Source organism: Paenibacillus sp. UNC499MF (assembly GCF_900107975.1).
GTDB lineage: Bacteria > Bacillota > Bacilli > Paenibacillales > NBRC-103111 > Paenibacillus_F.
Genome location: NZ_FNVF01000005.1, coordinates 266,954 through 290,714, shown reverse-complemented (window position 1 = coordinate 290,714; position 23,761 = coordinate 266,954). Strand labels below are relative to the sequence as shown.

Sequence of the window (23,761 nt, the reverse complement as noted above, 5' to 3'; positions counted from 1 at the left end):
AAGCGCCGCAGCGGCGCTTCGGGTTATTGTTTTCCCGAGGCTTCCCGCTTGCGGCGCATTTTTGCTTTTGTAGCGAAACCGAATCCCATAAAACCGATGGACAAGACGATGAACAGCACGACCAGCAGCGGTTCCCTCAGGGCGATGGCGAAGCTGATGCCTGCCAGAAGTAGAGTGCCGATAACGGCGAAAAGTAGTGCGAGTCCGCGACTCATTGAAAATCCCCTGCTTTCAAAGTTTTTTGTTTGCGGTGCGTATAGAATTCTCCAACCGTCACATACTATCTTTGCAAGCTTGCAAATACATCAAGAATCTTAACTGACCGAAAGGAGTCTGATCCCAATGGGAACTGGACAATCTCGCAACAGCAACGTACTGGTAGTACCTCAAGCTAACCAAGCTTTGGAACAATTGAAATACGAAGTCGCTCAAGAACTCGGCATTCAAATTCCTCAAGACGGTTACTACGGCTACATGGCTACTCGTGACACTGGCGCGATCGGTGGACACATCACTCGCCGTCTGGTTCAAATCGCTGAGCAGCAGCTGGCAGGTCAAAGCCGCTAATTCTTGCGGAACTGTAATACGCAGTCTTCATATGAGCCCGAGGGACTTGTCCCTCGGGCTTTGCCATGTGCTCCGAAGCTGCGGACACGGCAAAACCGCGCCTGCATCGGCGCGGAATTCACCATCGTCGTACCTTCGTACCTAAGTTGTTCGAGTTGTCCCGGCTCCCGCTCTAATAGCTGTCCACGCGGAGCCGCTTCTGAAGCCGGTCGTCGCTGAGCCAGCCGATATAGGAATCGAGGGGCTTGTAGCTGTGGTCCATCAGCAGTACCGCGACGAACGGATACTGCTTGCGGTGCCGATACCTTACATCGCTCCATCTTACTTCATAACCCCAAGGCTTTTCAATTACCTGGGCGCACGCATGACCCGAGAAATAAAGGAAAGCCTGGATGTCCTTGTGGCTTTTGGACGCTTCGGCCGCCGGATGAATGTCGCATTTGACCTGATCGATCCACCGGAGGTTCCCTTTCCGCAGGTCCCCGAGCGTGTACAGGCCGTCTTCGCCCTGCTTGACCACATTCCATGCGGTTAAACTATAGGTGGGAATGGCCATATATTTATCCCCGGCTTTGTGTGAGGGGTCCTGGATCGGCAGCTTCTTCTCCACGAGATAGTGGGCGAGAGTCCGCCATACGTAATAGAGAGCGATAAGCCCGTACAGCACCGGGAAAATCAATGTGGGTTCCGCGGCGTGCACGGCCCACAGAAATATCGCGACAAGGTGTGCGGTAAAAATAAACGGATCGAAAATGTGGATAATGTTCCACGATATCCATTTCTGGTTAAAAGGCCGGAAGGCCTGCGTTCCGTACGTGTTAAACAAATCGGTAAAGACATGGAACGCCACGGCGATCAAAACCCACATCCCCAAATGCAGGACGGGCACTCCCCGGAAAATTAGGGCGAGAATCCCCGTGATAAGCAGGGTCCAAAGCGCGACGAACGGCAGGGAATGGGAAATGCCGCGGTGATTGCGGATATAGACGGCATTGTTCTTGAATCTGAGCAGGGTATCGAAATCCGGAGCCTGCGAGCCCAATACGGTCCCGATGAAAACAGCGGTCATGACCGAAGGGTTGGAGGCTACCACCGGATCCACCATGGATAAGCCGGCGAGGCCGAAGCCGATGACTAAATGGGTTCCCGTATCCACTGGCTCTCCTCCTAAGCTGGAATTGTCTTTGACGGTATATTATAGTTTACCATGTTCAGTGTGAATTTAAATCAAGCGGAGGGGAAAAATGAGTAAAGTTTTTGTTGAATACGCCATCCTGCCGGAATCACGCGAAGCTTATCTGTCCTTTATGAGGGAGAAGCTCCGGGAGAACGGACAACTCTCCTTATTGGAAGGGACAGACCAGCCTAACTTGTTCGTGGAGATATGGACTCCCGTTTCCCCTGACGAATTTACTCACATGCGGGAAGTCCGTCTCGGGAACGGAGATCCGGTATGGGGACCTATGCACTCCTGGATCAAAGGCGGGCGGGAAAAGCTGCACATCTGGCATTTCCGGTCCATCGGTCCCGATGAATAGAAGGCCGGTCCGGCTACTTTTCATTAACCTTTAATAACCGGTTAGAACCTGCAAAGCCTATGGCTTGAGCGAAATAAAGCTGCCGGGCACGAGGAAAGCCCCGGCAGCCTGCCGGGGCTTCATCCTGTCTCCGTTAACGGGGCTGAATCGGCGTGTTGAAGTAGTTCAGCGGCTCGTCGAACGTCGCGTAATCGAGGTTCACCATCAGCAGCAGAAAGCGCATGCCCGTTTTGGGATCGCTGATGATGATGTGGTCGCGGCCCGCCGCTTCCACGACGCCGCGGAAAATTTTCGCGTTCCATTCCTTGTTGTTCTCATACGTCATGTAAAAGGTGCCGACTTTGCCCAGATTGAGCCGCAAAATGTTCTCGATGTACGACTCTTCCAGGGGAAGCTGGCTCGTTCCACCCGGCGGGGGCACCTGACCGGGACCGGGAAAGGACGGATAACCGGGGAACTGCGTGCCGGGAAATTGGCTTCCGGGGAACTGGGACCCGGGGTAGGACGGATAGCCGCCCTGAGCGGACCCGGGGTATGACGGGTAGCCGCCCTGCGAGGAGCCGGGATAAGACGGGTAAGTCGTATAACCGGGAGCTGCTGCCGTACCGTTCGATTTGCTGCCTGGGTTTGAACTGATCGTCATGGGAGTACACCCTCCTTGTAATGCCCATTAAGTTCGCTTTTGCGCCGGCTTTTGCCGGATGGGCGTTTTTCCTTACTTAGCATATGGGCTAGGCGCTTGTCTCGTGACATAAAAAAAACCTTGAGCCGGCACAAGGCCGTATTCAAGGTTATTCATAAGGGCTACTCCGCGGCGAGAATGAATTTGTATCCGACTCCCCACACGGTTTTTATGTATTTGGGATCTTTGGGATCGACTTCGATCTTCTTGCGCAAATTTGCGATATGTACATCAATGGCCCGTTCCGTTACGAACGAATCAATGCCCCTGATCCGGTTAAGCAGCTCTTCGCGGCTGAACACTTTCCCCTCATGGAGCCAGAGCAGTTTAATAAGTTCAAATTCGGAAAAAGTAGTCTCCACAGGCGCATGGTTGACGTACAAACAGCGCTTGTCGGTATCCACATGGATGGACGGCGGAGCCTCCCGTGCCGCCGGAGCGGATTTGGCCTGTACGATTTGAGACCGTCTGAGTAAAGCCTGAATTCTGGCGGAAAGCTCCCGCATGCTGAAAGGTTTGCATAAATAATCGTCGGCGCCGATCAGCAGGGCTTTTACGCGGTCGGACACATCGTTCTTCGCAGAAACCATGAGGATAGGCAAGGAAGATAGACTGCGGATATCGGCGCACAGCTTCATCCCGTCGGAATCGGGGAGCATGATATCGAGCACGATCAGGTCAGGTTCGAATTCCTTGAATAGCCGGAGCCCCGATTGACCGTCCGAAGCGCGTTTTACCGTATACCCGTCTTCCACCAGGTAAATCGACATCATATCCCCAATGCTGTTATCGTCCTCAATGATCAGAATGCTCGACATTAAGGGGGACCCTCCTTGCATGAGGTTGATGAAAATTGTTAGGAAAATGTTTAGGAATCTAAAACTTTTTTAACTGCTTTCTTTAATTTTCCTAAAACGATTAATTTATCTATAACTATACTAAATCCGTTTTGTGCCGTCTAGGAAAGAATTCGTCGGGGACGCGGCGGGTCGGTCTGTCCGAATTCGACAATATGATGACAACTCATGCCATTACATTGTCAAACGTTGTCCTGCTTGATATGATGAGTGGGTACGAAAGACAGATGACTCGTTATGGTTTTGATGAATTTCTATGGAGGTTGAGATCCTTGGATAAACAATTAGGATACAAGGCTGCTCCCGATACGGTGCTTCACGCGGATCATCAAGCGGAAGTCGGATCGGCGGTGCAGGCTGATGTTCCTTCGGAGCCGGCTACCTGGAAAGATTATTTCGCCCTGACCAAGCCGGGGATTATATTTTCTAATCTGATTACCGCTTTCGGCGGATTTTGGATCGCATCGGCGGGAAACTTTACGATAGACTGGTTTTTCCTGATGATTTTTACCCTGGTCGGCACGGCGCTTGTGATGGCTTCGGGAACGGTGCTTAACAATTACCTGGACCGCGACATGGACGCCAAAATGGAACGGACGAAGAAGCGCGCTACCGTAAGCGGCAAAATCAAGCCGTCCGTGGTGCTGGGCTACGGGATTATTCTCGGCATAGCAGGTATCGCCCTGTTGTTTGTCGCCGTGAACCCGTTAAGTTCTCTTCTCGGTTTGACCGGTCTTTTCCTGTATGTGTGGGTTTACACGGCAATTTTCAAACGTACTTCCGTATGGAGCACGTTCGCGGGCAGCTTCTCCGGAGCGGTTCCGCCGGTGATCGGTTACTGCGCCGTATCGGGCAAGCTCGATATGACCGCGCTGATCCTGTTCCTCATTATGTTCCTGTGGCAGCCGCCGCATTTCTGGGCGCTTGGAATCCGCAGGAAGGAAGAATACCGTGCGGCCGGATATCCGCTGCTGCCTGTCGTGAAAGGCAACTACGTCACTAAAGTCAGCATGATGCGTTACATCGTCCTGCTCGTGCCGGTTTCCCAGCTTCTCTTCTTCTACAGCGGAGACGCTCACGTGGGACCGCTGTATTTCTTCGCGGCGACGATTATGGGTCTGATCTGGGCCTTTATGTGCTACAAAGGATTTAAGGCGAAGGATGACGACAAATGGGCCAAAGGCATGTTCATTTATTCCGTGAATTACCTGACGCTGCTGTTCTTGATCATGGTGGTCGATTCGACCATTATGAATTTATAAGATACATTACCCAAACTTGAATCCAGATGAACAAGACATCCCATGGCGACATGGGATGTTTATTTAGAGGGGAGAATTGTATTTATGGCGGGTGGCTTTTGGGCAAAAAACTGGTTTAAGGTAGGTATTACCGTCGTTCTGCTTGCGATCATCGCATCGTTTGCCTACAAATTATACGGCCAGGAGCAGGCCAGCGAGTATTTGAAGGATAAGCCGGTCGGCACCGCGGCGCCGTTTGAACTGACGGATACGGAGGGCAAAAAAGTTTCTTCTTCCGATTTCGACGACAAGGTTAAACTGGTGTATTTCTTTTTCGCAAGCTGTCCGGACGTATGTCCGATAACGACCAATTTTTTATCCAAAGTCCAGGATGAGATGAAAGCCCAGAAAGTGTTTGCGGACAAAGCGGACATCGTATCGATCTCGTTCGATCCGGCGAGAGACACGCCTGCCGCTCTTAAGGAGTATGCGGTCCGCAACCGCGCCGATTTCACGGGATGGAAATTCCTGACCGGCACGGACGAAGGGGCCATGGCTCAATTGGCCAAGAAGTATCTGGTAGGCGTCACCAAGGACAACACAGGGAATTTCACTCATTCCAATGTCATCCTGCTCGTAGACAAAAAAGGCCAGATTCGTACGTATTACAATCCGGGCAGACCCGATCTCGATTACAAAACCATTGTGAAAGACATCAAGACATTAAGCAAGGAAAAAGCATAAGCACTTACAAGGCGGGAGCCGGGGGATACAGGATGTATTCTTCGAGCCCCGCCTTTTCCAATTGCTGGATCAAATATTCTTCGGGTGTACCTTCCACGCCCGCGTAGCCGCGTCTCGTGTAAATTTGCTCGCCGTCCGGAAACAAGTCCCGGAGGCGGCCGCGGATTTTTTTGCCGGAAGAGTCGTTGTCCGTAAATATATACACTTCACGCGTCCCGACTTTTTTCTTCAGCTGCTCCAGAGCTTCCGTGCCGGGTGTCCCGTATGTACAGTAAATATCGACTTCACCGCTGAGCAGACGCCGTAGCCTGCTGCGGTCGTTTTTTCCCTCCACGATAATGGCGATAGACATATTCCGGTTCCTCCGTTCAAGCGCCTTCCGCTTGTCTGTTCAAGGTGCAGATAAGTGTCGATATTTATTATAATAGACAGAATTCCCGCTCACAAATAGTCCGATCGGCAAAGAATGATGTGCATTTCCTGGGAAATGTCGAAACGCCAAAAAAGACGGCTTGAACAATCAAGCCGTCTTTCGCGTCCTTTTGCAGGCGCTATGCTGTATGGTTAGATGAATGTGCGCGAAATGATAACGAGCAAAATGAACAGAACGAGAATCGTTCCCGTCGAAGTCCAAACGCCGTATCCGCCGATTGCTCGTCTTCACTCCTTTGTTCGATTGATCACCTGACCTTGTATCGTATGACTGTAATAAAAGGAATTCCTGCGCTTTAGCCCAAGAGGGCGGCAGCGAAACGGACGGGATCAGACAGCCACGGGCTTGTGCTTCAGAACCCGGAACGGTAGCAATGTCAGCGCGGCCATGAGGATAACGAAGGCAAGAAAGTAGGGCGAGATGGAGTCACGCAGCTTGCCCGCCACCATCGGACCGATAAAAGCGCCGATGGAGTAGGCGATGGAGAGGAGCGAGAACACCCGGCCGTATCGGTTGCTGCTCGTTATACCGGCGAGCAGGGTCGCGAGCGACGGGAAAATAAGCCCTTTGGCCATCCCGATCATAAACAGGGTGACCGTCAAAGGAAGCGGCCAGTCCACCGCGAGCCCGAAGAAAAGCACAGCCAGGGAAAGAGCTCCGGCAACGGTCCGGTGCGCGGGCGGGATCCGGTTCAGGAACAGCATGCTGAGCGTCACAAGAGCGCCGAGACTGATCACGGAGAAGAACAGCCCGGAAGTAAGCAGCGAGGACTGGGCGGTTTTCATCAGGGGAAGCTCGAAGAATAAAATTCCCTGCGAACAGGAAATCGCCAGCGGAACGAAATAGAACATCCACGGGATTTTGTCGGCATCCCCGCTGCCGTCCAGAACTCCGGAGTTGTCCGCTGCCGGCGCATGAAGCTGTGAAGCCTTCCGTCCGGCACCCTGCGATCCGGGTGGAGCCGCGGCGGTATCCGTGCCGCCGTTTTCGGGGTTCCGGGTCCGGGCGGATACGCCGTTCCGTGCGGAAGCGGAGGCTGAACCGGCTCCCGTGTGAAGCGGCGGAAGCGCGCCTTCGGGGCGCGTCTCTTTCAGCCACGGAATGGACAGCAGGCCCGTCACAATCAGCAGCCAGCCGAGAAGCGTGAAGGAGGCCGTGAAGCCGAACTGGGCGACGAGATAGGCTCCGGCAGCGGGAGAGACGACGGACGCGAGCGTATGGATCAGCCCGTTTCCGGCCATAAGCTTGCTCTGGTGCACGCTGTCTCTGGCGATTTTGGCGAGCATCGACAAGCAGGCGGGAGACAGGAAGGCGAGCACAAAGCCGCTGATGGAACGGATCATCAGAAGCTGCCAGGGGTCCTTAACCTGCGATTGAAAGATAAGCACGATACCTGCTACAATCAGGCTGAACACGATGAAGAGCTTGCTTCCGTATTTATCGACCCCGTAGCCGGCGAGCAGATTGCCGGGGAGATGGGTGAGAGAATACATCCCCATGATCAGACCGATAAACGAAGGCGCCGCGCCCAGGGACAGCGCGAAAGGCGTCAGGATGGGGTATTGGGCATGTAAGTCGAAGAATGCGACAAACATGAAGAAATAAAGCCATATTGCCGTTTTCATACGTAGCACACCGCCTCGTTATTTTTGCTGGCGAAACAACTTCTCGGTTCCGTTCGTCTTTTCTAGATGTACGCCCCTTGTCCCGTACTTATGCTACCGTTAACATTCAGGCACGTATTAGAAAAGGAAGAAGGTGGCCGTATGGACACGTTCATCGTCGCTCTGCTGGCCGCGCTCGGCGCTTTGGCCGTTATCCGGTTTCTGAGAACGAGACGGAGCGTGCGGCAGGAAACCGACCGTGAAGAACAGATCCGGCAGGAATTGAAGGAGCTTCGCAGAAAACGGGAAGAGGAGTAAAGACTTTCCGCCGGGCGGAGCCGGTATTTTATTTTACAAAGGGGGATATACAAGGAAATGGATGCCTGGATAGCGTTTTTTCAGGAGCGCTGGCTGCTGATTCTCGTGGCTGTCATCGTTCTGCTCGTCGTCGTCAGTCTTGTCAAAACCGTGGTCAAGTGGCTGCTGGTTATCGCCATCGTGGGGGCGCTCGTGGTTTACGGGGCCAACTATAAGGATACGCTGCAAAGTATCGGTAACGCCGCCTTAACCGAGCTCAGCAGCCAAGCGGTCAAAGCCGTGCAGAACGAAGCCAAAGATGCCACCTACACGGCCAACCCGGACGGTACTTATACAGCGGCAACCAAAAATGTTAAAATTGAAGGAACACCCGGCTCGTCCGAGGTGTCCGTCACGTTTATGAACCAGACTTTTAAGGTTAAAGCAGAAGAAGCGGTCCGCGCATTCGTAGAGCAGGCGAAGAAGAACGCCGGCCAATAATACAAAGCGAAGTCATATTTGTACAAAAGGAGGCCCGCATGCCTATGTTTACCTCGTTGTTTTCCGGGGACACGACGATCAATTTCATCTCGGTTGCACTTATCCTCATCGTGATCGTTTCAGCCGTTCAAGGCATCATACGCGGAGCCTCCGGTTCTGCCAAGCACTTGCTTCATATGGTCTGCGGAATTCTGATCACGGTAGTGGCCATTTATCTGGCCTGGCAGACCGCGACGCTGGTTTCGGACCCCGTCCGCAATTGGCTGAACAGCCTTGCCATTCAAATACCGGCCCAGGAAATGCCGGTCTGGAAGCAGACGTATTACACGGCGGTTACGGCTGTCCGCGATTTCGAGCTGTTCCGCTTCGGCGTCCTGTTCCTGCTGGCTTATCTGATCATCCGTCAGGCTCTTTACTGGTTTGTCGACCCCGTTCTGCTCAGATGGGCGCAAAGCCGCTGGGACCGGGAGAACAGCCCTTCCGTCATCAGCGCGGCGACAGGCGGGCTGATCGGGTCCGTAACGGGCGTTTGGCGGGCCCTGCTCGTCGTAGCCGTGCTGTTTGTCTTTGTGACGCTGTTCCCGCAGGCGAAGCCCGCCGGGTATATTCAGGCTTCGTCCCTGTACCAGAAAGGCGCGCAGGAAGTCATCCAGCCGTTTACGGGCGATTTTCTGCAAAATCAGGTGCCGGTATTCACCAGAGCCGTCGAGCAGGAATTCAGCCAGATTCTGCAGCGCAAATACGAAGTGCTGGACGCGAACATTCCGAACAATATCTCCGCGGCTGCCCAGGAAGTCACGAGGGCGGGCAAGACGGATGAGGAGAAAGCGGAGCTGCTCTACAAATGGGTCGGCAGCCGGGTCGAATACGACTGGAACAAAGTCGAGCTTTACGAGCAGCAGCGTATCTGGAAGGAACAGACGCCGGAGGATACGTTTGCGACGCGCAAAGGGGTATGCATCGACTACTCCCGTCTTTACGCCGTTATGGCCCGTTCCGTCGGTCTTGACGTGAAAGTGGTGACCGGCCTCGGGTACGACGGGCGGGGCGGATACGGTCCGCATGCCTGGAACGAAGTGTATCTGGCGGATTCCAAGGAATGGATTCCGCTCGATTCCACCTGGTTTTCCAGCGGAGGCGACTGGTTTAACCCGTCGAACTTTAACCAGACGCATATCCGTGAAGCTTAAAGGACCGCTCCCTTACGGGGGGCGGTTTTCTTTTGCCGGAATCGCAGCGGAGCAATTTTTCCATTCTCTTACATTTTTCTAGCGGTACCGGTCTATGGTAAACTGGTAGATAGAGCAAGGATAGAAAAGGACACAAGGAAGGAAGCAAGGATGCACAACGAAGATTTAGAAAAACCCGATTCCTCTAAACGCACGCGTTTCTCTGTTCGCATTAATTTGTTCTTTTTCACGACGTTTATTTTGTTCTCCGTTCTGATTGTCCGCCTGGCCATCCTCCAGTTTGTCGAAGGAGACAGGCTCGCGGAAGAGGAGAACTCGGCAACCAACCGGGAAACTCCCATCCCTCCGATCCGGGGCAATATTTATGATTCCAACAGTTACCCAATCGCTTATACGATTCCCGTTCAGTCGGTCTTTTTCCGGATTGAATCGGGGCAGAACAATAAGGAAGAGGTAATCGATCTCGCCCGCAAGCTTGCCGAAGTTTTCCAGCAGTACGGGTCCAAGACCGCCAAACCTCTGACGCCCGAGGAAATCGTGGAGCTGATGGACGTGGGCTACGATATTAACCAGCAGCAGACGAAGGCGCCGAGCTATTACTCGATTCCGAGACGGATCAAAGCCGATCTCACGAAGGAAGAGGTCTCCTATCTGCTGGAGCACCGGGATGAATTCAAATGGATCGAAGTGATGGAAGAGAGCATCCGGACTTACGACCAGGATAAAATCGCGGTACAGCTGACCGGGTACATGCGGCAGTTTTCGACCGCGCGGGAATCCAAGTACGGGCTCAGCTTTTATAAAAACAAAGAAAACACGGCCGAATATCTCGATACCGAAGATGTGGGCTATGACGGGCTTGAGCTCATGTACCAGGAAGAACTGCGCGGCAAGAACGGCTATAAGAAATATCCCGTAAACTCCTCGCAGAAAATTATCGGGCCCGTATCCGTCACCAAGCCGGAAAAAGGCAACAACCTGTACCTGACGATTCACAAGGACATCCAGAACCGCACGGAACAGAAAATTATGGATCACCTGGCTTACCTGCGGCAGCCGAAATCCAGCTCCTACGGCTATTCGCCCAATGCCCGTTCGGGTTACGCCGTCGCCATGGAAGTCGATACGGGGCGTGTCGTCGCTATGGCCAGCATGCCGGATTACGACCCCAACCTGTGGACCGGCGGAATCAAGACGACGGAATACAAAAAAATCCAGCCGTTCGTCAACAACGGGACGATTACGACGGCCTATCCGGACTATCCGGAGAACGAGCTGAAGAAGCACGCCAATTCCATCGTGTACATGGGTTCGACGATTAAACCTTTGACCGTGCTTGTCGGTCTTAAAGAAGGCTTTTTCGGCGTGAACGATTATTATAACGACAGAGGCTCTTATTCGTTCGGTAAGAAAGGCTCGCAGAGCACGATCTGGAACTCCGGACGCAAAGCGTTCGGTCCGATCAATGCCGCCGACGCGCTCAAGCATTCCTCCAATACGTTTATGTCCGCACTGGTCGGGGAACGGCTGTATTTCGACCGGGAAGACGGACTCAAGGTGTGGGACGATTACTTGAAGCGGTTCGGTCTCGTCGTTTCCACGGAAAGCGGCCTTCCGAACGAGTATGCGGGCTCCAACGAATCGCTCGCCAACGCGAAGCTCGACAGCAAGCAGTCCGCACTCGTTTACGCTTCCTGGGGGCAGAACGAGAAGTCGACCACGCTGCAGCTCGCCCAGCACGCCGCCATGCTCGCCAGCCGCGGCAAACGGATGAAGCCGCTGTTCGTGGACCGGATTACGACGTATGAAGGCGAGACCATCAAGAAATTCGATCCCGTAGTGCTTAGCGAAGAAAATTCGTTCAAGCCGCAGTATTGGGACACGATTTTCAAAGGCATGAAGGAAGTCAGCAAGCAGGGCTTCGACGGCGTCAACTACACCGTAGCCGCCAAAACGGGTACGTCCACGCAGCAGATCGGCTCCAAAGAAGTGGACAACGCCGTATTTATCGCGTTCGCTCCGGCCGATAAGCCGAAGCTTGCCGTTGCGGTCGTCGTCCCCGAAGGGGGCTACGGTTCCTACGGCGCCGCTCCGATCGCGAGGGAAATGTTCGACGCGTACGACGAATATATCGGCCTGAACGGCACCCCGCGCGGATCGGCAAACGGTAAGACGGACGGCACGGCCAAGAACTAGGCCGGAACACCGTACTGCCTCCGCTGAGGAGACACCGTCACACGCCCCTTATCGGGAGCAACACGTGACGGTGAACGCCTGCCGGGCTGTGCGCAGGCCGTTCTCCGCACAGACGGCCTCGCCGGTCTGACCGGAGGATGGCGCGGAAGGCGGCGGGCTCCCTCCGGATACGGAGACGATGCCGGAGGCTTTCCGTGGCGGCCGAGCTGCCCGCCGCATGTATTCGGCCGGGATAAGCGAGACCCGCCGTGAATCATGCCGTCGTATTATCCAAACCGGGCTCCTGCTCATGTTTGTCACTTCTAACGGGAAGGGACATAGACTGAGAGCAGGGAACCCGGTTTTTTTACCCTTAAAAGTTGCCTGATGCCAACAATTATGCATGAAGGAAAAGGGGCGGTGGACATGAAAAAACGGAGGCTGGCTTCATCTGTTAAACGCCTCATGTGGGTTATTGCGTTTTTGTAAACGAGGGCGGCCCGCGGTCCCCGAAAAAGGCGCAGACGCTTCTGTTCCGTGAGAAATGAAGCGTCTCCGGCAAGCTTAAAAAGCCGCGGTTAAAGGGGGCCGCGAGTTTTCATTTTCAGAAAGGCGACCGGGTGTGCTATACTAGTTTATCGAATAACAACAAGACTAGTTGTAGCTTTAGTGGAGGTGTGAATCACTCGTGTGTGGTATCACCGGTGTTATGTATTTTGAAGATAGAGAGCCATCCGTATCCATGCTTCAGCAGATGACGGACGTGATTCATCACCGCGGCCCGAACGACTCGGGCTTCTGGACGGAGAATCGAATCGGGCTCGGGTTCCGCAGATTGTCGATTATTGATATTGCGGAGGGTCATCAGCCGCTTTGCAACGAAGACGAATCCGTTTGGATCATTTTTAACGGGGAAATTTACAATTATAAATCTTTGCGGAGCATGCTGCAGGACCGCGGCCATGTTTTCCGGACGAACAGCGATACCGAAGTCATCGTCCATTTGTACGAAGAATTCGGTGAAGAGTGCGTGAAGCATCTTCGCGGCATGTTCGGCTTTGCCATCTGGGACCGCCGCAAGAAGCAGCTTTTCGCCGCCCGTGATCATTTCGGCATCAAACCTTTTTATTACCAGTACAACGACCGGCAGCTGCTTTTCGGCTCCGAAATCAAGAGCCTTGTCGCATCGGGAAGCGTAAGTCCGTCGATCCGGACCGAGAGCCTGATGAACTATTTGACGTTCCAGTACGTTCCTGAACCGAACACGATGTTCGAGGGGATTCAGAAGCTGCCGCCGGCGCATTACATAAAAGCGTCTTTCGACGGCGAAATGTCGATTCACCGCTACTGGGATCCGATGTTCGAGCCGGTGGACCGTCCTTTCGGAGAGTATGTGGAGCAAATCCGCGAAACGCTCAAAGATTCCGTCGTCCATCACATGGTCAGCGACGTGGAGCGCGGCTGCTTCCTGTCCAGCGGAATCGACTCGACCGCGATTGCGGCTCATATGCGCCAGATCGAGCCTATCCGGACGTTCTCCGTCGGCTTTGAAGGGCCGAACAACGAGACTCTTATCGCGGCCGAAACGGCCAAAGCGCTCGGTACGGAGCACTACTCGAAGATCATCACGCGCGAAGATTTCTTCAACACGCTGCCGAAAGCCGTCTGGCATCAGGACGAGCCGGTTGCCGACCCTTCGGCCATCGCGCTCTATCACGTGGCCCAGCTTGCCCGTGAGCACGTTACCGTGACGCTGTCGGGTGAAGGCGCGGACGAGCTGTTCGGCGGCTACCGGATCTACCGGGAGCCTCTGTCGCTGGCTCCGCTGGAGAGCCTGCCGCTTTCCGTGCGCCGCATGCTTCACCGGCTGGTCAAAATGCTGCCCGCCGGCATGAAAGGCCGCAACTACCTGCTTCGCGGAACGACTCCGCTGGAAGAACGCTTCCTCGGCAACGCGAAGATTTTTACCGAGGATATGAAGGCGGAAGTGCTGCGCGTAGACAGCGAGATGTTCAAACGGTATCAGAATCCGTTCCAGATAGCCGCCCAATATTACGATAAAACGAAGCATCAGGATCCCGTGACGCGGATGCAGTACATCGATATGAACCTGTGGATGCCGGGCGACATCCTGATGAAAGCGGACAAAATGACGATGGCCCATTCCCTGGAGCTGCGCGTTCCTCTGCTTGACAAGGAACTGTTCGAGGTTGCACGGCGTATCCCGACGAAATACCGGATTGCCGAAGGAACCACGAAGCACATCTTCCGCAAGGCGATGGAAGGCATCGTGCCGGACTTCATCCTGAACCGTCCGAAACTCGGATTCCCGGTTCCGCTGCGCGATTGGCTCAAAGGGCCGACGGGTTCCACGATGGTGGAGCAGATTAAAGCGAGCGGCATCGAAGACTATGTGCGGCTTGACGCGGTCGAAAAAATGGCCAAGCTGCATCAGGACGGACAAGGCGATTATGCACGCCGCCTGTGGACCATTTACATGTTCGCTCTCTGGCATGCGACCTACATGGAAGCAACCACGAAGAAAGCCGTAGCCGCGTTCTGACATAAAAAGTTCCCCTAGCTCCAGGTTCCCTCAGGGAATCTGGGGCAATACTTACGAGCGGTTTTTCTGCCGGAAAGATTGGCATGCAGGCTAATGTAAAGGTTTATCTGCGGGAAAAGTCGCAAGCGCCAAGCTTACGACACGGTTATCCCCTAGGAGAGTCCGAAGCAAAAGCTTACGAAGCAGCTTTCCTGAAGGAGAGCTTGAAGGAGGAAACAAGTTGAGTCAATATAAGCTGGTAGCGCTGGATATGGACGGTACGCTGCTTAACGAAGAAAAGCAGGTCTCCCCTGCGAATCGGGAAGCGATTTACGCGGCTCTGGAAGCGGGAGTCACCGTTATTTTCTCGACAGGGCGCGGCGTGCAAAGCGCTCTTCCTTATGCGGAAGAGCTTAAGCTGGAAACCCCGATTGTTTCCGTCAACGGAAGCGAAGTCTGGAAAGCGCCGCACGATTTGCTGAAACGTACGCTGCTTGATTTGGATCTCGTCAGAAGGATGTACGACCTGGCGATCGAGCACGATACGTGGTACTGGGCTTATTCGGTCGAGGGCATGTACAACCGGGATAACTGGGCCGAGGATATCACCAAACCCCAGTGGCTCAAATTCGGCTTTTACACGGAAAATAAAGAAAGCCTGGAGATCATCCGCGGAGAGCTGGCCCGCTGGGGAGAGCTTGAAATCACCAACTCCCACCCGGACAATCTCGAGCTGAATCCCAAAGGAATCAGCAAAGCAAGCGGCATTGAAGAAGTGTGCAAGCTTCTCGGCATCGAAATGTCTCAGGTCATCGCCATGGGCGACAGCGAGAACGATATCGCGATGATCCGTGCGGCGGGTCTCGGCGTGGCGATGGGCAACGCCCAGGAAGGCGTGAAGCGGATTGCCGACCTTGTTACGGTTTCCAACGACGAGGACGGGGTCGCCAAAATCATTCAGGAATACGTGCTGGACCCGTTATCCGCCCATTAAGTTTGGCGGTGACGTTTTTCTCGGGAAGAAAGGATGAGTAGACATGGCTATTTTGGGATGGATCCTCATTATTTTGCTGTTTGCCGTCGGAATGCTGGGTGCGGTTTTTCCTATTCTGCCGGGAGCGCTCGCTATTTTCGGAGCCTTTTTCGTCTACGGGTTTTTCTTCAGCTTCGAGCCTTTCGGCTTCTGGTTCTGGCTGATCCAATCGGCGGTCGTTATCGCCATCACCATCGCCGACTATCTCGTGAGTGCGTTCGGCGTCAAAAAATTCGGCGGTTCCAAGGCGTCCGTATGGGGAAGCACGATCGGTCTGCTCGTCGGCCCGTTCGTCATTCCGGCATTCGGGCTTATCCTGGGGCCTTTTATCGGCGCTGTGCTCGGTGAACTGTTCCACGGCTCCAACCTTAAGCATTCCGCCCAGGTCGGGGTAGGATCGGTTCTCGGTTTCTTCTCCAGCGTTGTCGTCAAAGTCGTTCTTCAACTGCTGATGATCATTCTTTTCTTCATCTGGATTTAACCCGCTCAGGGATACCCGTCAAAGAGGCGGACTGCGGAAGCACGCGGAATACGCCTTATTTTCCCCATAGGAAAGGAAGACCGACATGATTAAAGTAACCGTGTGGAATGAAAACGTGCATGAGAAAACGAATGCCAAAGTAGCCGAAGTGTACCCGGAAGGCATTCACGGAGCCATAGCGGCCGGGATTGCGGGAGACTCTTTCCAAATCCGCACCGCAACGCAGGAACAGCCCGAGCACGGGCTTACGCGGGAAATTCTGGATGACACCGACGTTCTGATCTGGTGGGGACACAAGGCCCACGGTGAAGTCGCCGACGAAATCGTCGACCGCGTACACCAGCGCGTCCTGGACGGCATGGGTCTTGTCGTGCTGCACTCCGGTCATTTCTCGAAAATTTTCAAAAAGCTGATGGGCACATCCTGCGATTTGAAATGGCGCGAAGCGGGGGAGAAGGAACGCCTGTGGGTCGTGGATCCTTCCCATCCGATCGCCGAAGGCATCGGGCAGTATTTCGAGCTGGAGCAGGAAGAAATGTACGGGGAGCATTTCGATATTCCGGCGCCGGACGAGCTGGTCTTCGTCAGCTGGTTCGAAGGCGGCGAGGTATTCCGCAGCGGCTGCACCTACCACCGCGGACAGGGCCGGATTTTCTATTTCCGTCCGGGTCATGAAACGTATCCGACTTATTACAACGAGAACGTTCTGAAGGTCATTTCGAACGGCGTGAAATGGGCGGCTCCGGTAAGCACGGCGAAGCCCGTTTACGGGAACGCGCAGCCTTTGGAGAAGCTTCAGACGAAGTAAAACGGCGTCAGCCGATCACGTCCGGAAAAGGATCTCCTTTTCCGGTCTTATTATGTAGGGGGAGAAGGAACGACATTGTCTAAGGATTCGCTAGTCAAAGGCACTCTGATATTGACGGTCGCGGCTTTGATTGCCCGCTTTCTCGGTGTATTTCAGCGTTTTCCGCTCGTTTATATGCTGGGCAACGAGGGAATGGCGAGTTATGCGATCGCTTTTAACCTCTACAGCAATCTGCTGGTTATCGCAACGGCGGGCATTCCGAGTGCCCTGAGCAAAATGATCTCCGAGCGGACCGCGCTCGGGCGGATGGATGAAGCGAACCGGATCTACAAAGCCGCTTTGATATTCGCGGTGGGAGCCGGCGTTGTCATGTGCCTGGTCCTGTTTCTTCTGGCTCCGCATTATGCGGAGTCGTCCGGCGATCCTCATGCCACGCTGGCTACGCTGGCCATCGCCCCGGCCCTGCTGTTTTTCCCGCTGATCGCTATTATGCGGGGCTATTTCCAAGGCCGCCAGCGGATGATGCCCAACGGCATCTCGCAGGTAATCGAGCAGATCGTCCGGTTGATTACGGCGGTAGGCCTCGCTTATGTGCTGCTCGGCGTCTCTTTGGACTGGGCCGTGGCGGGCGCTTCCTTCGGAGGCGTAACCGGCGGTATCGCGGCTTTGGCCGTTATGCTGTATTACGCGCTTAAGCTCCGTAAAGAAGACAGGGGAACGCTGCCGGTCTCCGAACCCGTGTATACGGAAAGCGCTCAAAGCCGTCAATCGGGAGGAAAACTCCGTTACGGGCAAATCTACGGCCAATTGCTCAGATTGTCCATTCCGATCGTTATTTTTTCCATTACGGTTACGCTGATTTACAACATTGACTCTTCCACCATCATCCCGCTTCTGCGGGATCAGATCGGCGAAGCCAAAGCCAAGGATATCGTCGGTATCCTCGGCGGGCAGGCCCAATCGCTTGCGGGGCTGCCGATCGTGCTGGCGATCGCGCTCAGCCAATCGGTCGTCCCTATTATCTCGGGAGCCTACTCGCGTCGGGATCTGGAGCTGGTCCGCAACCAGTCCTCCCGCGTCATGCAGCTCGCCATCCTGTCCGGCCTGCCTATGGTTCTGGCGATCTGCACGGCGGCACGCCCGCTTTCGGGCATGTTCGATTACGGCGGTACGCCGACGGGCTACGAGTACGGCCCTCCGATGATTGCCATGATGACCGCGGGAGCGATGTTCCAGATCATCATGCAGACGTCGGGCGCCGTTCTGATGGGCATGGGCAAAATGCGCGCGCTTGTGTCCAGTGTGGTCTTCGGCATAGCCGTGAAGCTGCTCGGCAACCTGATTTTGTCGCCGTGGCTCGGCATCTACGGCATTCTGGCGTCGACGATGCTCTGCTTCATCGTCATGTCCGCCTTTAACCTGGCCGTGATGCGTAACGTGGTTTCCTTCCGCATCATGGCTTCGCGCCGCTGGACCGGCCTTGCCGTCACGACGGCTGTCGTCGTGGTGATCGGCGTGTTCGCGGAGCGTCTGCTCTTCGAGCATCTCCACCTGTTCCCGTGGAGAGTCGTGAACGCAACCGTCAACGCCGTCGTAATCGGCGCCTTGGCCTGCGTGCTCTATGTCATCCTCCTGTTTGTCACGAAAGTGGTCACGAAGGATGACATCAAGACCTTCCCGGCGCCGCTGCAGAAGCTTTACGCCAAGGCGGGCCGCTTGCTCGGCCTCAGGGGTTAAAGCTTCCGCGGGGCGGCGGCTCGGCCGGCACGGCGCACAAGCTTATGACGGCATGCCAGGCGGGGGGCGTGAACCGGCGATGTGCGGGCTGCGCCCCTGCCTGGCGCGCTCTCGCGTCTCGCTCACGCTAGCACGCTGCACGCTCTAGCAAGCCGTGTGCGCCCCGCTGCTCCGCTTTTGCGCCCGCCGCGCCGCCGCGGCCCTCAAGGCTCTGCCCGGCGCGGCCTCCGGACCGCCGAAACCTTTCAAAAACGCCCGATGTGCCTCTGCTTCGGCAGAGTGGACGCCGGGCGTTTTTTTAATTCCCTTTCAGCTGAACGGACGCCAGAGCGGCCAGCTGAATTTTGTGGAGGCCGAAGCAGCATTCGGCGCTCATCTCGAACAGGGCGGGAACGTCGATGTTCCCGAAGTGGCCCGCCACGCTCCCGGCATTGGAGGGAAACCAGTCCCCCGTCTCCGGAGCTGTCAGTGGGACATCCTTCCACGTGCGTTCGAGCTCCGGACTGTAGATGCCCGCCGCTCCGGCCTTCAGCTCGCAGCCTTCGAGCTTCGGCCCTGCCGGGCTTACACCCGGGACGTCCTTGCGGATGCGGGAGAACAAATGCGGCCAATAGTCCGCCCGTGAGCCGGTGTGCGGCTGCGCGGAAGCGAAGAGCACGACGCCCTGGTGGACCGCCGGGATGCCGAACAAGACGGCGTACAGTGTTTTTCCGAACTCGATCCGTTCCTTGATATCCGTGAAGTCTTCCAGGATCTCACCGGCCAGCTTCAGACGGTCTGCGGACTTGTGAAGAGGATCTTTATGCAGGGCGAAAGGAAAGAAAACCTGATTGAGCTGAAGGAGCGCCTGAGCCTGGAATTCGGCCGTTTCCAGCACGTTTGTAATGAAATAGTGCTGTTTGACTACCCGGTTTTCAATAAAATGCTGTTCATTCACGATTAAAGAGACCGTCAGCAGCACCGGATCGTGAACATCCCAGAATTCCTCCCAAACCGGCTTCATAAAAACGGACACACCGAAGGCGGGGAGCAGATGAAACAGAGGCTCACCGGACCGTTTGGACTCCTCATAGAGCAGCAGCTGCGGGTAAGCGTCCCCGAATATGAGCGCATTCGCTCTCTCCAGAAAAGCGAAAAGAGCCTCGCGTCCGGGCCGAGTCAGGAGGGAGGGAAGAAACTCCCCTTCAAGGTCCGTCATGTTCCAGCCGCCGTTCCGCGAGACCATATGGGCGAGAAGAGCCCAGTGGAGCTCGGGATGCTGCTCATACAGGTTCCAGTAGGCCCGTGTGCGGGTCACGTTGTTCCGGTTTCTCCGCTGCGTTTCGAGGCGTATACGCTCTACGAGCCGCCGCTCCCGATCGGACAGGGAAAGCTCCGGAGCCGGCAGGGATGCGGACGGTGCCGCGAGTCCTTTCCATGCCCTGCGCAATCTTTTGACGCTGTCCCTCCCCGGTACAAGCTTCTGGGCACTTTGGCCCAAGTGAAGAGCGGACTGCAAAGAAGCCAGTTTGCCCGATGCAAGCTGGGTAATCGTGTGCGGCACCCCTGCCAGCCAGTGCCCGACCGCTTTGAGCGGGTTGTTGTCTTTGACCCCGTTGCCGTTCATTATTGCAGCCTCTTTTCCCCGGATTACTTGATGAAGCAGCCGTCACGTCCATGAATAGGATGCCCGGTTTTTCCGATTTCCATCTTCCTGCACGATATGCAAACAAATGGGCATCGGTCCTGCTTTCCAGGAAAATTTATCGGGAATGTGAGTCTTTTTGCTTACTTGCGCGTATATAAAAGAGTTAGCAATACTTGGGAGCTGGAAAGGAGCCGGGAAAAATGAAAGTAAATAACTGGAAAAAGGTTGTATGCGGGGGTACTGGCGCACTCATGATCGTTCTTACGGGTTGCGAATCCGTAGGAGGTCTTGACGTGAACAAGGCACTCGTCAACCAGTATGCCGTCAAATCGGCTGAATCGCAGGAGACGCTCAAGTTCGAACTTCTGACGGGAGATCTTGCGGGGCTGCCGCCTGAGGCGCAGAAGCTGGTAGGCCTGTTTAAAGAAGTGACGGTCAAGTTTACGGAGGAGAAAATCCAGGATCCCCGGAACGCATCGATGAAAGGTGAATTTACATACGGCAAGGGAAGCATTCCTTTCGAACTGTCCCTTCAGGACGAAGATATTATTATCCGTATCGAAGGCGTAAGCAAGCCGATTTACATCCGCAACGCGCAGACAAGTCCGCTTAACGGAGGCCTGCTCGTACCGGGACAGAAGAGCATTCAGGAGCTTCAGAAGGTGCTTGAGGACAAACTTCCGTCGCTTGCGTCGTTCTTCATCGGCCATGCGCCGAACCCGAAGACGATCGGAGTGACGTCCGTTTCGGAGAACGTATACAACGAGACGGTTTCCCTGCAGAAGCTTCATGCCGAAATTAAAGGCAGCGAGGCGCTCGGTCTGGTCAAAACTTTCCTGCAGAACATCGCAGCGGATGAGAAAGGCCTGAAGGAATTCCTCGGCACCGTATTCGACGTATTCGGACCGATCGCCAAAGAAGCGGCTGAACAGTCGGGCGAGGAAAATAAACTGCTCGATGCTTATCTGTCGAATAAAACACTTGCGGTTGAAACGATGTACGCCGCCGTACAAACCGGCTTGAAGGATGTTCTGGAGAGCTACGACAAAACGACCGACGAGTTGCTGAACGGACCGGCAGGCGAGCCGCTGCGCGACATCTTGAGCGACCGCTCGTCCGTAAACGTGGATTTGTATGTGGACAGCTCCCAGCATATCCGCAAAAGCAGCGCGGGTCTTACCATTCCGCTGCCTGAAGCGGAAACCGGATTGAAAGGGATCAAGCTGAGCGTGACCGGAGAAAGATGGAATATCAACCAGCCGGTTACGATCAATCCCGTAAAAGCGGACGGAGACCGTTTCACCTACGATGCGACTGATCCGGACTCCGTACCTTCTCTCGGGAGCTTCCTGAAATCGGTGGATAAGAATTCCTCGATTTACAAGCTGCTTAAAGAGGATCTCCAGATTACGAAGCGTTCCTTTACGCTGCCGCTGGACGATGAAGACATGACTTCGTTCGGCTTCGGAGGCTACCGCAAAGGTGACGTTTCCATGGCGCCGGTAACGTATGTAGCGAATATGCTTGACGCGAAAGTGAAATGGGACGGCGCAACGAAACAAATTACGGTAACGGACGATCTTGGCGGACATACGATCGTGTTTACGCTGGGCAGTGCCGAAGCGCTGGTCGACGGTAAGCCGGTTGCGCTTGAGCAGGCAGTCGAGCTTAACGGGGATTACACGAACGTACCTTTGAGATTCCTTGCCGAAACGCTGGGCGGAGTAGCGAAATGGGACAGCGAGCAGGATGCTGTCATCATTACACGCCAGTAATACTGCCGAAATTGAAGGAAGAAGCCGAATAGCATGAGAGGAGCGGGCTGTGAACAGTCCGCTCTTTTTTGCCTCCGGTGGTTAAATCGGATGCATGCGGCATATTCTTCAAAGATGACGAAGAGGAGACTAACATGGAAATCAGAGAGTTTCAGGCATCGGATATTCGCAGCATTGTCTCGTTGTTTTATGAAACCGTTCATTCCGTAAACAAGAAAGATTATACTCCTGAGCAGCTTCATGCATGGGCATCCAGAGAGGAAGAGGAGCTCAGATTGGAATCCTGGAAGGAGTCGATGAGCCGCAATACCGCCTATGTAGCTGTAATCGATGGCGTAATCAGGGGCTTTGCGGATATGACCGCAAACGGATATGTGGACAGACTGTATGTGGATAAAGATTTTCAGGGACAGGGGATAGCGTCCGCCTTAGCGGACCTTCTTGAACACGAGGCAAAAAAACGGGGACTTGCCGAACTGGAAACGGACGCAAGTCTTACGGCCAAACGTTTTTTTGAACATCGGGGATACGGATTGGTCCGGGAGCAGTGTGTGGAACGCAGAGGGATTAAGCTGGTTAATTTTAAAATGAAGAAAGATTTAAGCACCGGCGTTTGAGGGAAAGCGGCAGCGTGCTGAAACAAAGGTCTTAAATAAAGAGCCGATACCTTCGAAAAGGCATCGGCTCTTCAGTGCGAGACGGGGTGCTTACGCGTCCCCGCCCGTCAGTTCTTATCTCCGGATTCGCTATCGGGAGGAGGAGGGGCGTGACCCGGCATTCTGCCTGCACGTACCAGCGCCTCCCGGAGCAGGAATTCGATGTGCCCGTTGACGCTGCGGAATTCGTCGGCTGCCCAGCGCTCCAAAGCTTGATGGAGCTTCGGATCGAGCCGCAGCGGGAAGTTCTTCTTCACAGCCATGTGCCCGTTTAGTAGATGGAACTGGAGTTGATGACAGGCTGGGCGGACCTGTCGGAGACAACCGCTACGAGCAGGTTGTTGATCATCGCGGCTTTGCGCTCTTCATCCAGCTCGACGACGCCTTCCGCCTGGAGGCGGGCGATAGCCATCTGCACCATGCTGACCGCGCCTTCCACGATTTTCTCGCGTGCGGATATGATGGCGGATGCTTGCTGGCGCTGGAGCATGGCGCTTGCGATCTCGGTGGAGTAGGCCAGGTGAGTCAGCCTGGACTCCAATACTTCGACGCCGGCCACGCTGAGGCGGCTTTGCAGCTCGAAGGTGAGTTCCTTGGCGACTTCTTCGCTGTTGGCGCGCAGAGAGTAGGCTTCTCCGGCATAAGAGTCGTAGGGATATTTGGAGGCGACATGGCGCAGGGCGGTTTCGCTTTGAATTTCCACGAAAGCCTGGTAATTATCGACTTCGAACTTGGCTTTGGCCGTATCGACTACGCGGAAAACGACGACAGCCGCGATTTCAATGGGATTGCCGTCCACATCGTTGACCTTCAGCCGCGCGCTGTTGAAGTTGCGGACACGCAGCGATATTTTCTTGCGCTCGCTGAAAGGAATCGTCATCCAGAAGCCGCTGTCGCGGACGGTGCCGCTGTAGCGCCCGAAGAAATTGACGACCATCCCCTGGTTAGGCTGTACGACGGTAAATGAGCTGAGAACTACGCCTGCCAGCACAAACAGCAGTACGGCGGGGACGATCAGCTCCGCGGTCAGGGAGAAAATACCTGCTCCGATAAATACGACCATAGCAAGCAGGCCGGCAAATCCGTTGATTTTCCATACATGACGTTCGGTCATCGCGTTCATCTCCTCTAAGAAATTCATCCATAGTTTATAATTCAAATATCGTTTTGATATTTTTATGATATCACTTTTTACAATGTCTGTAAATGGTCTGAGGAGCTGAAATTTCGCTGTTATTGACACGCCCCAAGGAGCATGCTATAAGATAAACAA

At 54.6% G+C, this 23,761-nt stretch carries 25 protein-coding genes; 15 read left to right on the top strand and 10 right to left on the bottom strand.

The annotated features are described in order from the left end of the window. Positions 1-23: 23 nt before the first annotated feature. The gene (locus C4S74_RS13890; protein ID WP_009673090.1) at positions 24-215 is read right to left on the bottom strand and encodes a DUF5325 family protein; all 192 of its coding nucleotides are present in this window, start codon (positions 213-215) and stop codon (positions 24-26) included. Between the two features lie 127 nt (positions 216-342). Here C4S74_RS13890 and C4S74_RS13885 point away from each other — a divergent pair, with 127 nt between their 5' ends. Beyond that, positions 343-567, top strand: a complete 225-nt coding sequence (locus C4S74_RS13885) for an alpha/beta-type small acid-soluble spore protein (protein ID WP_103995897.1) — start codon at positions 343-345, stop codon at positions 565-567. Between the two features lie 172 nt (positions 568-739). On the opposite strand, the gene C4S74_RS13880 is transcribed toward C4S74_RS13885, so the two are convergent. Next, positions 740-1,723: a metal-dependent hydrolase gene (locus C4S74_RS13880; protein ID WP_103995896.1), complete on the bottom strand. Its 984-nt coding sequence runs from the start codon at positions 1,721-1,723 to the stop codon at positions 740-742. An 88-nt stretch (positions 1,724-1,811) separates the two neighbouring features. Between C4S74_RS13880 and C4S74_RS13875 the strand changes: the two genes are divergently transcribed. Further along, complete coding sequence (locus C4S74_RS13875) at positions 1,812-2,105, top strand: hypothetical protein (RefSeq protein WP_103995895.1); 294 nt, start codon at positions 1,812-1,814, stop codon at positions 2,103-2,105. Between the two features lie 133 nt (positions 2,106-2,238). Here the strand turns inward: C4S74_RS13875 and gerQ are convergent, their stop codons facing one another. Together gerQ and C4S74_RS13865 are read right to left on the bottom strand one after the other, a co-directional pair. Continuing rightward, positions 2,239-2,748 carry a spore coat protein GerQ gene (gene gerQ, locus C4S74_RS13870; protein ID WP_103995894.1) on the bottom strand — a complete coding sequence of 170 codons (510 nt, stop codon included), beginning with the start codon at positions 2,746-2,748 and terminating at the stop codon, positions 2,239-2,241. 161 nt (positions 2,749-2,909) lie between these two features. Then, complete coding sequence (locus C4S74_RS13865) at positions 2,910-3,605, bottom strand: response regulator transcription factor (protein ID WP_103995893.1); 696 nt, start codon at positions 3,603-3,605, stop codon at positions 2,910-2,912. 311 nt (positions 3,606-3,916) lie between these two features. On the opposite strand from C4S74_RS13865, the gene cyoE reads away from it, so the two are divergent. Both cyoE and C4S74_RS13855 read left to right on the top strand, forming a co-directional pair. Next, on the top strand, positions 3,917-4,906 hold the full coding sequence (cyoE, locus tag C4S74_RS13860) for a heme o synthase (RefSeq protein WP_103995892.1): 990 nt from the start codon (positions 3,917-3,919) through the stop codon (positions 4,904-4,906). An 84-nt stretch (positions 4,907-4,990) separates the two neighbouring features. Continuing rightward, positions 4,991-5,629, top strand: a complete 639-nt coding sequence (locus tag C4S74_RS13855) for an SCO family protein (RefSeq protein ID WP_103995891.1) — start codon at positions 4,991-4,993, stop codon at positions 5,627-5,629. Positions 5,630-5,633: 4 nt separating this feature from the next. Here C4S74_RS13855 and C4S74_RS13850 read toward each other — a convergent pair whose 3' ends face one another. The 3 genes from C4S74_RS13850 to C4S74_RS13840 all read right to left on the bottom strand — a co-directional run bounded on the left by C4S74_RS13850 (position 5,634) and on the right by C4S74_RS13840 (position 7,687). Then, positions 5,634-5,981 (bottom strand): toprim domain-containing protein, encoded by a 348-nt coding sequence (locus tag C4S74_RS13850; RefSeq protein ID WP_103995890.1) that lies wholly within the window; start codon positions 5,979-5,981, stop codon positions 5,634-5,636. A 212-nt stretch (positions 5,982-6,193) separates the two neighbouring features. Next, positions 6,194-6,280: a dihydroorotate dehydrogenase gene (locus C4S74_RS27015; RefSeq protein ID WP_103995982.1), complete on the bottom strand. Its 87-nt coding sequence runs from the start codon at positions 6,278-6,280 to the stop codon at positions 6,194-6,196. A 111-nt stretch (positions 6,281-6,391) separates the two neighbouring features. After that, positions 6,392-7,687 carry an MFS transporter gene (locus C4S74_RS13840; protein WP_103995889.1) on the bottom strand — a complete coding sequence of 432 codons (1,296 nt, stop codon included), beginning with the start codon at positions 7,685-7,687 and terminating at the stop codon, positions 6,392-6,394. A 141-nt stretch (positions 7,688-7,828) separates the two neighbouring features. On the opposite strand from C4S74_RS13840, the gene C4S74_RS26575 reads away from it, so the two are divergent. The 9 genes from C4S74_RS26575 to C4S74_RS13800 all read left to right on the top strand — a co-directional run bounded on the left by C4S74_RS26575 (position 7,829) and on the right by C4S74_RS13800 (position 18,430). Continuing rightward, positions 7,829-7,984: a hypothetical protein gene (locus C4S74_RS26575; protein ID WP_181024416.1), complete on the top strand. Its 156-nt coding sequence runs from the start codon at positions 7,829-7,831 to the stop codon at positions 7,982-7,984. Positions 7,985-8,041: 57 nt separating this feature from the next. Further along, positions 8,042-8,464 (top strand): hypothetical protein, encoded by a 423-nt coding sequence (locus C4S74_RS13835; RefSeq protein ID WP_103995888.1) that lies wholly within the window; start codon positions 8,042-8,044, stop codon positions 8,462-8,464. Between the two features lie 44 nt (positions 8,465-8,508). Beyond that, a complete protein-coding gene (locus C4S74_RS13830) occupies positions 8,509-9,654 on the top strand; it encodes a transglutaminase domain-containing protein (protein ID WP_103995887.1) in 1,146 nt (381 codons plus the stop codon). 150 nt (positions 9,655-9,804) lie between these two features. Next, entirely contained in the window at positions 9,805-11,850 is a 2,046-nt protein-coding gene (locus tag C4S74_RS13825; RefSeq protein WP_103995886.1) for a penicillin-binding protein 2, read from the top strand. Positions 11,851-12,517: 667 nt separating this feature from the next. Next, positions 12,518-14,392 (top strand): asparagine synthase (glutamine-hydrolyzing), encoded by a 1,875-nt coding sequence (asnB, locus tag C4S74_RS13820; protein ID WP_103995885.1) that lies wholly within the window; start codon positions 12,518-12,520, stop codon positions 14,390-14,392. 220 nt (positions 14,393-14,612) lie between these two features. Then, positions 14,613-15,365 carry a Cof-type HAD-IIB family hydrolase gene (locus C4S74_RS13815; RefSeq protein ID WP_103995884.1) on the top strand — a complete coding sequence of 251 codons (753 nt, stop codon included), beginning with the start codon at positions 14,613-14,615 and terminating at the stop codon, positions 15,363-15,365. 43 nt (positions 15,366-15,408) lie between these two features. Then, positions 15,409-15,885 carry a DUF456 domain-containing protein gene (locus C4S74_RS13810; RefSeq protein WP_103995883.1) on the top strand — a complete coding sequence of 159 codons (477 nt, stop codon included), beginning with the start codon at positions 15,409-15,411 and terminating at the stop codon, positions 15,883-15,885. An 85-nt stretch (positions 15,886-15,970) separates the two neighbouring features. Further along, a complete protein-coding gene (locus C4S74_RS13805) occupies positions 15,971-16,693 on the top strand; it encodes a ThuA domain-containing protein (RefSeq protein WP_103995882.1) in 723 nt (240 codons plus the stop codon). A gap of 75 nt (positions 16,694-16,768) precedes the next feature. After that, on the top strand, positions 16,769-18,430 hold the full coding sequence (locus C4S74_RS13800) for a polysaccharide biosynthesis protein (RefSeq protein WP_103995881.1): 1,662 nt from the start codon (positions 16,769-16,771) through the stop codon (positions 18,428-18,430). Positions 18,431-18,728: 298 nt separating this feature from the next. Here C4S74_RS13800 and C4S74_RS13795 read toward each other — a convergent pair whose 3' ends face one another. After that, positions 18,729-20,036, bottom strand: coding sequence for a DUF2515 family protein (locus C4S74_RS13795; RefSeq protein WP_103995880.1), 1,308 nt, complete (start codon positions 20,034-20,036; stop codon positions 18,729-18,731). Between the two features lie 221 nt (positions 20,037-20,257). Between C4S74_RS13795 and C4S74_RS13790 the strand changes: the two genes are divergently transcribed. Together C4S74_RS13790 and C4S74_RS13785 are read left to right on the top strand one after the other, a co-directional pair. Continuing rightward, entirely contained in the window at positions 20,258-21,832 is a 1,575-nt protein-coding gene (locus tag C4S74_RS13790) for a copper amine oxidase N-terminal domain-containing protein (RefSeq protein WP_103995879.1), read from the top strand. Positions 21,833-21,966: 134 nt separating this feature from the next. Next, positions 21,967-22,449, top strand: a complete 483-nt coding sequence (locus tag C4S74_RS13785) for a GNAT family N-acetyltransferase (RefSeq protein ID WP_103995878.1) — start codon at positions 21,967-21,969, stop codon at positions 22,447-22,449. A 107-nt stretch (positions 22,450-22,556) separates the two neighbouring features. On the opposite strand, the gene C4S74_RS27010 is transcribed toward C4S74_RS13785, so the two are convergent. After that, positions 22,557-22,751, bottom strand: coding sequence for a toxin-antitoxin system HicB family antitoxin (locus tag C4S74_RS27010; RefSeq protein WP_103995877.1), 195 nt, complete (start codon positions 22,749-22,751; stop codon positions 22,557-22,559). A gap of 8 nt (positions 22,752-22,759) precedes the next feature. Next, positions 22,760-23,602: an SPFH domain-containing protein gene (locus C4S74_RS13775; protein WP_103995876.1), complete on the bottom strand. Its 843-nt coding sequence runs from the start codon at positions 23,600-23,602 to the stop codon at positions 22,760-22,762. Positions 23,603-23,761 lie beyond the last annotated feature (159 nt).